Annotated in this window: 10 protein-coding genes; 4 read left to right on the top strand and 6 right to left on the bottom strand. The window is 73.7% G+C overall.

The window, feature by feature from the left end; translation table 11 throughout:
- Nucleotides 1-23 precede the first annotated feature (23 nt).
- The 3 genes from ACFO6S_RS01970 to ACFO6S_RS01960 form a co-directional block, all read right to left on the bottom strand.
- Entirely contained in the window at nucleotides 24-854 is an 831-nt protein-coding gene (locus tag ACFO6S_RS01970) for a carbonic anhydrase (RefSeq protein WP_378413596.1), read from the bottom strand.
- A gap of 63 nt (nucleotides 855-917) precedes the next feature.
- Nucleotides 918-1,532, bottom strand: a complete 615-nt coding sequence (locus ACFO6S_RS01965; RefSeq protein WP_378413594.1) for an LppP/LprE family lipoprotein — start codon at nucleotides 1,530-1,532, stop codon at nucleotides 918-920.
- Nucleotides 1,529-1,954 carry an ACT domain-containing protein gene (locus ACFO6S_RS01960; protein WP_378413592.1) on the bottom strand — a complete coding sequence of 142 codons (426 nt, stop codon included), beginning with the start codon at nucleotides 1,952-1,954 and terminating at the stop codon, nucleotides 1,529-1,531. Before ACFO6S_RS01960 ends, ACFO6S_RS01965 begins: the two co-directional genes overlap by 4 nt.
- Before the next feature lie 198 nt (nucleotides 1,955-2,152).
- Here ACFO6S_RS01960 and ACFO6S_RS01955 point away from each other — a divergent pair, with 198 nt between their 5' ends.
- Nucleotides 2,153-3,685, top strand: coding sequence for a glycoside hydrolase family 5 protein (locus tag ACFO6S_RS01955; RefSeq protein ID WP_378413590.1), 1,533 nt, complete (start codon nucleotides 2,153-2,155; stop codon nucleotides 3,683-3,685).
- A 64-nt stretch (nucleotides 3,686-3,749) separates the two neighbouring features.
- Here ACFO6S_RS01955 and ACFO6S_RS01950 read toward each other — a convergent pair whose 3' ends face one another.
- Entirely contained in the window at nucleotides 3,750-4,046 is a 297-nt protein-coding gene (locus tag ACFO6S_RS01950) for an MGMT family protein (RefSeq protein ID WP_378413588.1), read from the bottom strand.
- A gap of 2 nt (nucleotides 4,047-4,048) precedes the next feature.
- The gene (locus tag ACFO6S_RS01945; protein ID WP_378413587.1) at nucleotides 4,049-4,834 is read right to left on the bottom strand and encodes an alpha/beta fold hydrolase; all 786 of its coding nucleotides are present in this window, start codon (nucleotides 4,832-4,834) and stop codon (nucleotides 4,049-4,051) included.
- A 62-nt stretch (nucleotides 4,835-4,896) separates the two neighbouring features.
- Between ACFO6S_RS01945 and ACFO6S_RS01940 the strand changes: the two genes are divergently transcribed.
- Complete coding sequence (locus ACFO6S_RS01940; RefSeq protein ID WP_378413585.1) at nucleotides 4,897-8,208, top strand: ATP-dependent helicase; 3,312 nt, start codon at nucleotides 4,897-4,899, stop codon at nucleotides 8,206-8,208.
- The gene (locus tag ACFO6S_RS01935; protein WP_378413583.1) at nucleotides 8,205-11,597 is read left to right on the top strand and encodes an ATP-dependent helicase; all 3,393 of its coding nucleotides are present in this window, start codon (nucleotides 8,205-8,207) and stop codon (nucleotides 11,595-11,597) included. Before ACFO6S_RS01940 ends, ACFO6S_RS01935 begins: the two co-directional genes overlap by 4 nt.
- 7 nt (nucleotides 11,598-11,604) lie before the next feature.
- On the opposite strand, the gene ACFO6S_RS01930 is transcribed toward ACFO6S_RS01935, so the two are convergent.
- Complete coding sequence (locus tag ACFO6S_RS01930; RefSeq protein WP_378413581.1) at nucleotides 11,605-11,979, bottom strand: DoxX family protein; 375 nt, start codon at nucleotides 11,977-11,979, stop codon at nucleotides 11,605-11,607.
- A 122-nt stretch (nucleotides 11,980-12,101) separates the two neighbouring features.
- On the opposite strand from ACFO6S_RS01930, the gene ACFO6S_RS01925 reads away from it, so the two are divergent.
- A complete protein-coding gene (locus tag ACFO6S_RS01925) occupies nucleotides 12,102-13,169 on the top strand; it encodes a potassium channel family protein (RefSeq protein WP_378413579.1) in 1,068 nt (355 codons plus the stop codon).
- Nucleotides 13,170-13,197 lie beyond the last annotated feature (28 nt).

The following is a 13,197-nucleotide window of genomic DNA, read 5'->3' as shown; positions in this document are numbered from 1 at the left end:
GCCGGGCGGAACGTCGGTGTGGATCACACGGCCAGGGACCGAGCGGCGCCCTCCACCACGGCGGCGAGCTCGCCGTCGTCCTCCGGGGCCATCGCGAGCCCGGGCACCCAGCCGTCGGCACCGCGGACGCCGACGTTGCGGGTGGCGAGCTTGTAGACGCCGAATGCCGTCGGGCGTCGCAGGTCTCGCTGCAGGACGGTCGCGGTGAGCGCGGTGTTGGCGAGGGTCGCGAGGGTGATCAGTCTGGTGCGGTAGTGCGCCGAGTCCCGGACTCGGCTGCCGTGTACGTGCGTCAGTGCACGATCGGCGAAGTGAACGCCCGCGAGCAGGGAGTCGACGATCCCGCGCAGGTGCGCGTCCGAGGCAATCTGCAGGTACCGGTGCGGCTCGAGCATCGCGTCGACGGCCGCCGACACGGCCCCGCACTGCGAGTGCCCGATGACGGTGAACAGTTGCACGCTCGGCAGGTGCTGCGCCGCGTAGTGCAGGCTGCCCCGGCTGTCGGATCCGGGGACGTTGCCAGCGACCCGGACCACGAACAGGTCGTTGGCCGCTCGCCCGAGGGTCAGCTCGATCGGCACGCGAGCATCCGAGCAACTCAGCACGGCGGCGAAGGGGCTCTGGGTGAGGATGCCGTCCTCGTCGTCCTCGTCGTCCTCGGGTGCGATGCCGAATGCCTCACGGTCGACATGCAACTCGATCGGTTCCGTGCCCACCCGGGCGAAGGCTGCGCTGCCCCGTTCGAGCACTGCCACGGCCTCCGCTGCGGTGGCCGGCGGCGCCGGCCTGGCGGTGCTCGGGTCCCGGATCCATCGGATCTGGATGGGGGCATCGGCTGGGGACGGCGTCGGCATGGGACCGAGTGTAGGAAGCCGGGTGTGCCGGCGGTCTGCTCGACCGCGAGATCGTCGGGAGTGTCAGCGGTGGTAGGAGTCGAGCATCGCCTGCGGCAGCGACTGCTCCATCACCACCCGGGACCCGTCCCAGGTGTAGTCGATCGCGGCCGGCCCGCCGGCGGGGCAGCAGTTCGGTTCGTTGTCGGCGAGCCACCGGTACTCGACCGTGACGGTGCTGCCGGTCGTGCCCGCGACGTGGGTGAAGGCGTACGGCTCGGCGGTCGCGGTGCCGAGGTAGCGGCCGTCGTGGAAGAACAGGACGTGCCGCGGTGAGCTGGCGGTGCCGGCCTGCACGTCCGCCACCGCCCACGACAGGTCGGGGCAGGAGCCCAGCGGGTCCTCGGACGCGGCGCCGACGACCCACCCGTAGGGCGTCTGGTCCAGGCCGGCGACGGCGTCACGCACTCCCACCGAGTCCGGGTCCAGGCAGCGGCCCTGCCCACTGACGGTGTCGCCGGCATCCTCCGTCGCTGGGGTGGACTGTGTTGTCGAGGGGACGGACTCGGTTGCACGTGTCTCGGACGGTCGCGCTGCGGCAGGCGCCGGCGGGGGTGGCTCGGTGTCGTTTCCGCAGGCGGTGACCGCCACGGCGATCAGGGCCGCGCAGACGGTGACGGTGACGGTCGGCGTTCTCATGCGTGCCTCCTCGGTGACGGGTCTCCGTGTTCGCGCGCCAGCGCCCGCAGTGCGTCGAGCGCACGAGGCACGTCACCGACTGGGACCAGCAGGTGGTCGTGGTGGTACCCGGCGATCACGTTGCAGCTGATGCCCAGGTCGGCGAGCCGCCCGCTCACCGCGGCGGTCAACCCCACGGCGTCGAGTGCGGAGTGCACCTGCAGGGTGATCCAGCCGGCCTCGAAGTCGTAGGTCCAGCCGCGGATGTCGGCCTCGCGCTTGGTGACGACCAGCGAGAGCCCGCCCTCCTCGGCGACCGTGGCGGCCGCTGTCACGCCGTCCGTCCCGCTCGGGTCCGCGACGAACACGAAGACGAAGGTGCCCTCTCGGCGGACCGGGTCCATGGCGGCGAGCAGGACGTCGATGTTGCGTTCGCCGGTCATGGCTTCGAGCCTGCCACAGCTGTTCTGGCACTGCGGTTTCGGTAAACCCCTGCCGCGAACTGGACATTTGACCAATAATGGCCGACAGTCGTGCGAATTCTTGTCAAACGGTGTGTCGAAGAGAAGGCGAGTGTCCCCGGAATGTGGTCCAGAACCCGAGTGACGACGGCGCTGACGGCGCTACTGTGCGCGGCAACGATGAGCGCGGGCGCCGCCACCGTCGCCGCCGAGCCCGCAGGCCAGTCCCCGAGCAGACTGGCGACCAGCACCTCCGGGGCGCCGCGCATGGTCGACGAGCAGGGCCGCACGGTGCTGCTGCGCGGCATCAACGTCAACGGGCTCGGCGAGTACTACCAGGAGTTCCCCGACCTCGATCCGGTGATGCCGTTGACCGAGGACGACTTCGCGGGCATCGCGTCCCGGGGCTTCAACGTCGTCCGGCTGATCATGAGCTGGTCGCTGATCTCGCCGGAGCGGGGCCAGTTCGACTCGGCATACCTCGACCGCATCGCGCAGGCGACGGCGTGGGCCAAGGCCCACGACATCGGCGTCATCCTCGACATGCACCAGGACGCCTGGGGCACGGCGGTCGCCACGCCGGACGGGGTGACCTGCCCCGCGCCGATGAAGCCCGCGGTCGGGTGGGACGGCGCCCCGGCGTGGGCCACCGCCACGGTGGGCGGCGCGGACACCTGCAGGCTCGCGGACTCCCGCGAGGTGTCGGTGGCGGTCCAGCGGTCGTTCGAGAATTTCTACAACGACGTCAACGGCATCCAGGGCGAGTTCGTCAAGGCCTGGCAGTTCGTGGCAGGCCGGTTCGCCGCCGACCCGACCGTCGTCGGCTACGACCTGCTCAACGAGCCGAACCCGGGACTGTCCTTCGGCCTCAACGACTACGTGAAGCTCGGCACGCTCTACGACCGGCTGATCCCGGCGATCCGCGCCGCCGAGTCGGCCGCACCGGGCGGCTTCAGCCACACCGCCTACTTCGAGCCGGGCGTCGTCACCAGCATCTTCCCGGTCCCGGGGCCGGCCACCGGTCCCGGCGACTTCCTCGGTTCGTCCGGTTCGTCGGGTTCGTCGGGTTCGATCGACGCGGCAGCGCGGCCCTCGTTCCTCTCCGATCCCAACCTGGTCTTCGCGCCACACATCTACAACGAGTCGCTGCCGCTGGCCGCCGGGACCATCGAGTCGGGCTTCGCCAACGCCGCGGCGGCGGGGAAGAACTACGGCACCCCGTTCTTCTCCGGCGAGTGGGGCTACTTCGGTGACGACGCGGCCAACACGGACAAGGTCGCCCGGTACGCGGCGCAGGAGGACGCCCACCTGGTCGGCGGCACCTGGTGGCAGTGGAAGCAGGCCTGCGGTGACCCGCACAACGTCCAGACTCGGGGCAACCGGCCGGACTGCGAGCCCGGCACGTTCGGCGAGTTCGAGAGTTTCCCTGAGGACAGCCCGATTCGGGCCATCCTGAACCGCGGCTACCCGCGCGCGGTCCCCGGCGAGCTGACCGCGATCCGCGCCGACGTACCCAGCGGCGCGCTCGAGGTCGAGGGTGTCGCGGACCGGGCCGGGGTCTCCGCGGACATCTGGGTTCCCGCCCGCTGCGCGCAGCCCGAGGTCTCGGGTACCAACGTCGGAGCGGCAACGGTCCGCTCGGTCGCAGGCGGTTCGCGGGTCTCGGTGCCGGTGTCCGCCGCAGGCGAGTACGCGATCACCGTCGCCTGCTGACGGGTAGGTGCCGTGCCGCAGGCGGATCGGTGGCACGGCCTACCTCGGTGGCCAGGCAGTCCGGTCAGAAGCGGTGCCGGGCCACGCGCAGGTCCACCCGGCCGTCGTCGACCGGGACACCCTCCAGCGCCAGCTGGGAGATCTGCCGGTGGGCGAGATGTGCGGCAGGCCGCCCGGACGCGCCGATCACCCGGTGCCACGGCAGGTCGGCGGAATCGGTCCGCATGATCCAGCCCACCGTGCGGGCACTCGACAGCCCGGCCGCCGCCGCGATGTCGCCGTAGGTCGCCACCTTGCCGGACGGGATCGCGGCGACGAGGGCCCGGACCCGCTCGATCTGCTCCTCGGTGGTGGCGGCCACGGCTAGAGCAGCTTCTCGATCAGGGCGGCGACCTCGCCGGGCCGGGCCTGGGCCACCATGTGGTCGACGTCCATCGCCGCGACGGTCAGCCGGTCGCCGAGGTGCGCGGCGAGTTCCGCGCGGTAGCCGGGCGAGAGGTACGGCGGCTGCACCCGCAGCGCAGGCACCAGCACCGTCGGCAGGTCCGCAGGCGGCAACACGGCGGGCCGGGCCAGCTCACCCCAGGACGCCACCACTGCGGGCACGCTGTAGCGCCAGCCGACCCGGCCGCCGTCGAGTTCGACCAGGTGCTCGGCCATCTCCGCGTCCAGCACCTCGGTGTCGACGCCCGCCCAGGCTCCGTGCACCTTCTCCGAGCGAGCCTCCGCCGCGTCCGTGTAGTCGGGGTAGCGCACCGTCAGGTCCGCGATCTCGAGCATCCGGGCGGGGTTCATCCCGATCGCGGGATCGAGCAGGACCAGCGCCCGGACCCGGTCCGGTACCCGGCGGGCGAGATGGATGGCGATCGCGCCGCCGTACGAGTGCCCGACCAGCACCACCGGCTCGGCGGTCTCCGCCTCGAGCAGGGCGACGAGGCTCTCGACCTGATCCGCGAGGCCCCACGGCGGCGCCCAGGTGGAGCGGCCGTGCCCCCGGAGGTCGGGCGCGATCACCCGGGCCTGCGGGAGGTAGCGCTCGGCGAGGTGCTGCCAGCGTTGCCCGTGCCCGGTCATGCCGTGCAGGCCGAAGACGACCGGGCCGTCGACGGGCCCGTACCGGTGGATCTCGAGATCGCTCACGGGTGCCATCCTGCCCGATCCCACCGACGCCCGAAGAGCGGGCGGCGGGGCTGTCGGCGGCCCGTGATGGAATGCCTGCCATGAAGAGCAGGGGCAAGGTGGAGAGGTCGACGGCGACGCTGGTCCGTCGTGCGTCGACCGCGCCCCCGACTCGGGAATGGGGGCCGCAGGTCCAACCCCTGCTCACCCCCGGGCGGCCCGAGGGCCCGCCCGCCCGTGGTCACCGCTGGCGGCCCTGGCAGGTTCTCGGCGGGCCGGGCACCGGGAAGACCTCGCTCCTGGTGGACCTCGCGGCGTCGCGGATCGGCGGCCCCGACGGCGACCCCGAGTCGGTCCTGGTGCTGACGCATTCGCGCAAGGCCGCCACCGCCGTCCGCGAGGCGATCACCGCAGGCCTGCTCGGCGCCGGGCCCTCCGGGGCCACCCGGGAGCCGCTGGTGCGGACCGTGCACTCCTATGCCTTCGCGGTCCTGCGGCTGCAGGCCGCCGCGCACGCCAACCCGCCCCCGCGGCTGATCACCGGCGCGGAGCAGGACGCGGTGCTGCGCGAGATGCTCCGCGGCGACGTCGCGGACGGGGCCGAGCACTGGCCGGAGCGGCTGCGGCCTGCGCTGCCGATGACGGGTTTCGCCGTCGAACTCCGGGACCTGATGCTGCGGGCGGGTGAACGCGGACTCGGGCCGGAGGACCTGGTGGACCTCGGCCGGGCGCACTCGCGGCCCGAGTGGGTGGCGGCCGGGCAGTTCGCCATCCGCTACGAGCAGGTGATGCTGCTGCGCGGCGCGGTCGGTGTGGAGGCGCCGGAGGCGACCGCGCCCGCGCTCGACGCCGCCGAACTCGTCGGCGCCGCGCTCACCGCCTTCGCCACGGACCCGGACCTGCTGCAGCGGGAACGCCTGCGCATCCGGCACCTCTACGTCGACGACGCGCAGCACCTCGACCCGCAGGCCGCGGAGCTGGTCCGGTTGCTGGGCACCGGCGCCGAGACGGTGGTGGCCGGAGACCCGGACCAGGCGGTGTTCGGCTTTCGCGGCGCGGACTCGCGATTCCTGACGGACCTCGCCGAGCGCGGGTCGGACCGGCAGGTGGTGCTCGACGTCGCGCACCGCAGCGCCGAGCGGATCGGTGCACTGGTGGGCTCGATCGCCGGGCGACTGCCCGGACTGCCCCCGCACCGCGGTGCGGCGACGGTGCCGGGCGGCGAACCGGGCCGGGCGCACGTCGAGGTGCTCGGCACCCAGGGCAAGGAGTCGGCGCTGATCGCGGACACCCTGCGCCGGGCGCACCTGCACGACGAGGTGCCGTGGTCGTCGATGGCCGTGATCGTGCGGTCGGTGCCGCGGGCACTGGCTCCGCTGCGCCGGGCGCTGCTGGCGGCGGGGGTGCCGGTCACCACCGCGGCCTCCGAGCTTCCGCTGGCCCGCCAGCACGCGGTCGGTGGGTTGCTGCTGGCGATGCGGGCCGTCGCGGCCGACGAGTTCAGCGGCGAGGACGCGTTGGCGTTGGTGTCGGGTCCGGTGGGCGGCGCCGACCCGGTGACCCTGCGCCGGCTGCGCCGCGGCCTGAGACGAGTCGAACTGGCCGCGGGCGGCGAGCGCGACTCGGCCGAGCTGCTGCGACTGCTGATCGTCGACGGCGAGGACGAACACGGCGAACTGCTCGGCGCGCTCACCGACGTCGAGTTCGCGGCGCTGCGTCGGCTGCTCTCCATCCTCGGGCAGGCCCGCGCCGCGCATCGCCAGGGCCGCGGGGTGGAGACCGTGCTGTGGACCTGCTGGCGGGCGACCGGGCTGGAGAAGCGGTGGGCGACGGCATCGGCCCGAGGTGGACCGATCGGAGCGCAGGCCGACCGCGACCTCGATGCGGTGGTGGCACTGTTCGACCGGGCCGCCAACTACGTGGACCGGCTGCCCCGGGCCAGCCTGGTCGGTTTCGTCGAATACCTTGCCGAACAAGAGATCCCGAGCGACCCGCGGTCGGCCGCGGCGGTGCCGGGGGAGTCGGTCGCGGTGCTCAGCGCGCACTCGGCGGTGGGCCGGGAATGGGACGTGGTGGTGGTGGCCGGCGTCCAGGAGGGGCTGTGGCCGGGACTGCGATCACGCGGAACCCTGCTCGGCACCGAGGCGCTGGTGGACCTCACCGCGGGCGTCGGTGACGAGACGGCGACGACGGCGGCGCAGCTGTCCCGGACCGCGCCGCTGCTGGCCGAGGAACGTCGGCTGTTCCTGCTGGCGTGCAGCCGCGCCCGGCGCACGCTGCTGGTCACCGCGGTCGACTCCGCGTCCGGCGACACCGACCTGGTGCCCTCGCGCTTCGTCGACGAACTGATCGGCGCCGTGGACGGCGACTCGGCGGACCCGGTCGCGCCGGCGCCGCTGCCCGCGGGCCGGGTGCTCGCGCTGCCCGCACTCGTCGCCGAACTGCGCCGCGCCGTATGCGATCCGGAGCTCGCGGTCTCGGACCCGCAGTCGCAGGCCCGGGCCGCGCGGCAGCTGGCCCGGCTGGCCCGGGCCGGGGTGCGCGGTGCGCACCCCGAGCACTGGTACGGCGTGGGCGGGGTGAGCACGGAGGCGGCGCTGTGGGAGGTCGAGGACGGACCGGTGCCGCTCTCGCCGTCGACCATCGAGCAGCTCGACGCCTGCCCGCTGCGCTGGGTGCTCGAGCGGAACGGCGGCACCGACGGCGAGAAGACGCACGCCGTGGCGGGCACGCTGGTGCACACGCTGGTGCAGGCGCTGGCGGGCAACCTGCCGCCCGAGCAGGTCCGCCGGGCACTGGCGAGCGCGTGGGACGCGGTCGACCTCGGCTCGCAGTGGTACTCGCGGCGGGAGATGGACCGGACCGCGCAGATGCTCGACTCCTTCTCCGCGTGGCTCCGGCTCTCGCGCGCGGAACTGACCGAGGTGGGCGTCGAGGTCGAGGTCGACGGCGTGATCGAACCGCGCACCGAGGGCGAGCCGTCGATCCAGTTGCGCGGCCGGATCGACCGGCTCGAACGGGACCTCGAGGGTCGGCCGGTGATCGTCGACGTGAAGACCGCCCGGACGCCGGTGACGAAGGAGGCCGCGCAGCAGCACGCCCAGCTTGCGAGCTACCAGCTCGCCGTGCTGGCCGGGGCGGTCGAGGGCGAGCCCGCGGCCCAGCCCGGCGGCGGCCGGCTGGTGTTCGTCGCCGCGCCGCACAAGAAGGACGGCGCGGCGCAGCGTGTGCAACCGCCGCTCGACGAGCACTCGCAGGCGCAGTGGTTGGACGTGGTGCACGGCGCCGCGGCCGCGACGCAGGGGCCGCACTTCTGGGCCCGGCCCAACGACGGCTGCCGGCACTGCCCGGTGTTCTCGAGCTGCCCCGCCCAGGAGACCGGACGACAGGTGACCGAGCAGTGACGACACGACGAACCGGCGCGGCACGGGTGAGCCCCGAACAGCTGGCCGTCGCCCTCGGTCAGCACCCGCCGACGGCGGAACAGGCGGCGGTGATCGCCGCGCCGATCGGCCCGACGCTGGTGGTGGCGGGGGCGGGCGCGGGCAAGACCGAGACGATGGCCGCCCGGGTGGTGTGGCTCGTCGCGAACGGACTGGTCGACCCGGAGCAGGTGCTCGGGCTCACCTTCACTCGGAAGGCGGCCCAGCAGCTCACCGCCCGGATCCGGCAGCGCCTGGCCCGCCTCGCCGGTTCGGACCTGCTGCGCTCGCTCGACCCCAGCGGCGGGCTGCGCGGCCGGATCCTCGCGGGCGAGCCGGAGGTGAGCACCTACCACTCCTACGCGGGACGGCTGCTCACCGAGCACGGGCTGCTGCTGCCGATGGAGCCCTCGGCCGAGCTGCTCTCGGAGACCGCGCTGTGGCAGCTCGCGCACCGGGTGGTCAGTTCGTGGGACGGCGAGCTGGACACCGATCGCAACCCCACCTCACTGACCGAGGCGGTGCTCGCGCTGTCCGGCCAGCTCGCCGAGCACCTGGTGGAGCCGGCGGACCTGCGTGAGGCGCACACCGATCTGGACAAGCTGATCCACACCCTGCCCGCCGGGCCGAAGCAGCGGGGCGGCCCGAAGAAGGAGCTGCTCGGGCTGCTCGAGACCCAGCACGAGCGGGTCGCGTTGCTGCCGCTGGTGCAGCGGGTCGCCGAGACGCTGCGCCGCGAGGGCGCCCTCGACTTCGGCAGCCAGATGTCCCTGGCCGCACGGGTCGCCGCCGAGCACGCCGAGGTCGGCCGGGCCGAGCGGCAGCGGTTCCGGGTGGTGCTGCTCGACGAGTACCAGGACACCGGTCACGCGCAGCGGGTGCTGTTGTCGTCGCTGTTCGGCGGCGGTGCGGACGACGGCCTCGCGTTGACCGCGGTCGGTGACCCGATGCAGTCCATCTACGGCTGGCGGGGTGCCTCCGCCGCCAACCTGCCGCGGTTCGCCACGGACTTCCCGTTGCCCGGCGGGCGGCCCGCGCCGCGACTCGAGCTCCTGACCAGCTGGCGCAATCCCCCGGAGGCGCTGGAACTGGCCAACGCGGTGTCGGCGCCGCTGCGCGAGCGGGGCGTCCCGGTGCAGCAGTTGCGCCCGCGGCCCGGCGCGGTCGCGGGCGACATCGCGCTCTGCCTCGCCGAGGACGTCGAGCGCGAACGCGACTGGATTGCCGAGCGGATCGCGGGGGAGTACGACGCCGCCCGCGAGGCCGGCCTGCCGCTCCCGACCGCGGCGGTGCTGATCCGGCGCAACGCCGACGCCGCACCGATGGCGGCCGCGCTGCGCCGCCGCGACCTGCCGGTCGAGGTGGTCGGGCTCGGTGGGCTGCTGCACACGCCGGAGGTCGCCGACGTCATCGCGATGCTCCGGATGGTGGCCGACCCGTTGGCAGGCAGTGCCGCGATGCGGGTGCTGACGGGGGCCCGCTGGCAGCTCGGGGCGGCCGACCTGGCGGCGCTGTGGCGGCGGGCCCGCGAACTCGCGATCGGCGGTTCCCGGGCCGCCGGTGGCGCCGTCACCGACGTGGCAGGCCTGGACCAGGCGCTCGAGGCTGCGTTGCCCGGCGAACACGCGGAGCTGGCGGGACTGGCCGACGCCATCGCGGACCCCGGTGGCGCCCAACGCTATTCGACCCTCGGGTATGCCCGGATCGGGGCGCTGGCGGCGGAGCTGGCGTCGTTGCGGGAACGCATTGGCCAGCCGCTGACCGAGCTGGTGGCGGAGGTCGAGCGGGTGCTCGGCATCGGCATCGAGGCGCAGGCCCGGCTGAGCTGGTCCGGCAGCGGGGGAGCGGGCCGAGAACACCTCGACGCCTTCGCCGACGCGGTGGCCGGGTACGCCCGGACCCCGTCGGCCACCCTGACCGGGCTGCTCGCCTTCCTGGCCGCCGCGGAGACGGTGGAGAAGGGGCTGGCACCCGGCGAGGTGGAGGTCGCGCCGGACCGCGTGCAGGTGCTCACCGTGCACTCGGCGAAGGGCCTGGAGTGGGAGGTGGTCGCCGTGCCGCACGTGGTGGACGGGGTGTTCCCGTCCTCGACGGCGTCGGGCAGCTGGCTCGGCTCGGTCGGCGAACTGCCGCCGTCCCTGCGCGGGGACCGGGCGCGGCCGGGCGACGACGCCGACGGCATCCCGGTCCTGGACCTGGAGGACGTGTACGACCGGAAGGATCTCGAGGACGCGGTCACCGCGCACCGGAAGGCGCTGGCCCAGCGCAAGCTCGACGAGGACCGGCGCCTGTTCTACGTCGCGCTCACCAGGACCGAGCGCGCGCTGTTCGTCTCCGGGCACCACTGGGCCGAGTCGGGCAGCACGCCGAAGGGGCCGTCGGACTTCCTGTCCGAGATCCGCGAACTGGTGCTGGCCGCGGCGGAGACGGACGAGCCGATCGGCGCGGTCGAGTCGTGGGCACCGGTGCCCGAGGCCGAGTCGGAGAACCCGCTGACCGCGGAGTCCGGCGCCGCGCAGTGGCCGCCGGACCCGTTGGGGGCCCGGCGGGCCGGCGTGCTCGCCGGTGCCCAGCTGGTGCTGGACGCGCTCGCGGCCCCCGAACCCGAACCCGCCGAGACCGACGACCCCGACCGCGAGGCCGACGACCCCGAGGGGTGGGCCGCGGACGTCGACGCGCTGCTCGCCGAGCGGGCCCGCCGGGCGGCCGCCCGCGCGGAGGTGATGCTGCCTGCGCAGCTGTCGGTCAGTCAGCTCGTGGACCTGGCCGCCTCGCCCGACGAGTTGGCGGCCCGGTTGCGCCGGCCGCTGCCCTACCCGCCGAACCCGTTGGCCCGCAGGGGAACCGCCTTCCACGCCTGGGTGGAGCGACGGTTCGGCGCGAGCCGGCTGCTGGACATGGACGAGCTGCCCGGCGCGGCGGACGTCGAGGGCGCAGGCGACGGCGAGCTGACGGCCCTGCAGGACGCGTTCCTGCGGTCGAAGTGGGCGGACCGGAGCCCGGTCGAGGTGGAGGTGCCGTTCGAGACCTCGCTCGCCGGGACGGTGGTCCGGGGGCGGATCGATGCGGTCTTCGCCGACGCGGACGGCGGCTGGACGGTGATCGACTGGAAGACCGGGGCCGAACCGGCGGCGTCGGACGAGCCGGCCGTCGCGATGCAGCTCGCCGCCTACCGGTTGGCCTGGGCCGAGTTGATGTCCGCCCGCAACGTGGCGCGGGGCGGCGAACCCGTGGCGTTGCAGCGGGTTCGGGCGGCGTTCCACTACGTCAGGTCGGGCCGCACCATCGCCCCGGAGGAGCTTCCGGACGGCGCGGCACTGGCCGGCCTGATCGAGTCGGCCGGGGCCAGCGCGGCGGCGGCGCGGGGCTGAGGCGCGGTCAGCGGGCGCGGCGCCGCACCGCCAGCGCGGCCAGGATCAGCGGCAGCTGCAGGGGCAGGCGGGCCACCGCGACGGCCTTGAGCGGCAACGGGGTCGAGTCGCGGCGGACCCAGTCGACGGCCATCTGCACGTTGGCGGGGAACACCGCGACGAACAGGGCGGCCGCGGCGGTGCCGCCGAGCCTGCGGGTGCGCGGCACCGCGATCGCGGCGCCGATGGCGAGTTCCGCGGCGCCCGAGGCGTAGGTGTACGGCCGCGCGCCGCCGGGCAGCTGCCGCGGCACGATCGAGTCGAACGGCTTCGGGTTGACGAAGTGCAGGGCGCCGGCGCCGAGGAGCAGTGCGGCGAGTCCGGTACTGGGGGTGAGGGCCATGGCGTCAACCCTGCCCGAGCAGCGCCCGGACCGCCACGGCGACTCGTCGGTCGGTCCACGACGCCCGGTCCCTCGGACTCGGTTAGGCTCCCAGCCGATGTCTGCGAACGAGGAAGCCCCTCATGGCCGGTAATCTGCGTGCGCGCCTGGCCAATCAGGAGGCGCTGACCAACAGGCCGGACTACACGCTGGTGGGTGTCCTGCGGATCCCCGAGCACCTGATGAGCCCCGCCCGGGCGATCTTCCGCCGGGTCCTGATGGCGGTCGCCGTCCTGATGCTCGCGGTGCTGGTGATCTACATCGACCGGGACGGCTACCGGGACGCCCAGGAGAACGAGCTCTCGTTCCTGGACTGCCTGTACTACGCGACCGTCTCGCTCTCGACGACCGGCTACGGCGACATCACGCCGATCACCCCGAGCGCGCGACTGATCAACGTCATCCTCATCACGCCGCTGCGCGTGATGTTCCTCATCATCCTGGTCGGCACCACGCTCACGGTCCTCACCGAGCGGTCCCGCCAGGCATTCAAGATCCAGCGTTGGAGGAAGTCCGTGCGCAATCACACCGTCGTCGTCGGCTACGGCACCAAGGGCCGCACCGCGGTGGAGGCGATGCTCGGTGACGACATCCCGCCGTCGGACATCGTGGTCGTGGACACCGACCAGACCATCCTCGACGCCGCCGAGAGTCTCGGTCTGGTGACCGTGCTCGGCAACGCCACCAAGTCCGACGTGCTCCGGCTGGCGGGGGTGCAGCACGCGGCGTCGATCATCGTGGCCGTCAACCGCGACGACACGGCGGTACTGGTCACGCTGACCGCCCGCGAGGTCGGACCGAAGGCCAAGATCGTCGCGTCCATCCGGGAGAGCGACAACGCGCACCTGCTGCGCCAGTCGGGCGCGGACTCGGTGGTGATCTCGTCCGAGACCGCCGGTCGGCTGCTCGGGATCGCCCGCACCACCCCGACGGTCGTGGAGATGATCGAGGACCTGCTCACCCCGGAGGCCGGCTTCGCGATCGCCGAACGCGAGGTGGAGCGCGACGAGGTCGGCGGGTCCCCGCGGCACCTGGCGGACATCGTGCTCGGCGTGGTTCGTGCCGGCCGGCTGTACCGGGTCGGCGAACCCGAGGTCGACGCGGTCGAGTCCGGCGACCGGCTGCTGTACATCCGCCGGGTCACCAAGTAGCGCGTCCGGTACGGGACGGCGCGCGGCC

Source organism: Rhodococcus kronopolitis, from assembly GCF_042654025.1.
GTDB lineage: Bacteria > Actinomycetota > Actinomycetes > Mycobacteriales > Mycobacteriaceae > Rhodococcus_G > Rhodococcus_G kronopolitis.
This window is presented reverse-complemented; position numbering and strand designations above follow the sequence as displayed.

Excerpts from the sequence above, each read along its gene's own strand:
- ACFO6S_RS01970 (WP_378413596.1), bottom strand. The coding sequence starts at position 854 with ATGCCGACGCCGTCCCCAGCCGATGCCCCCATCCAGATCCGATGGATC.
- ACFO6S_RS01965 (WP_378413594.1), bottom strand. The coding sequence starts at position 1,532 with ATGAGAACGCCGACCGTCACCGTCACCGTCTGCGCGGCCCTGATCGCC.
- ACFO6S_RS01960 (WP_378413592.1), bottom strand. The coding sequence starts at position 1,954 with ATGACCGGCGAACGCAACATCGACGTCCTGCTCGCCGCCATGGACCCG.
- ACFO6S_RS01955 (WP_378413590.1), top strand. The coding sequence starts at position 2,153 with ATGAGCGCGGGCGCCGCCACCGTCGCCGCCGAGCCCGCAGGCCAGTCC.
- ACFO6S_RS01945 (WP_378413587.1), bottom strand. The coding sequence starts at position 4,834 with ATGGCACCCGTGAGCGATCTCGAGATCCACCGGTACGGGCCCGTCGAC.
- ACFO6S_RS01940 (WP_378413585.1), top strand. The coding sequence starts at position 4,897 with ATGCCTGCCATGAAGAGCAGGGGCAAGGTGGAGAGGTCGACGGCGACG.
- ACFO6S_RS01930 (WP_378413581.1), bottom strand. The coding sequence starts at position 11,979 with ATGGCCCTCACCCCCAGTACCGGACTCGCCGCACTGCTCCTCGGCGCC.
- ACFO6S_RS01925 (WP_378413579.1), top strand. The coding sequence starts at position 12,102 with ATGGCCGGTAATCTGCGTGCGCGCCTGGCCAATCAGGAGGCGCTGACC.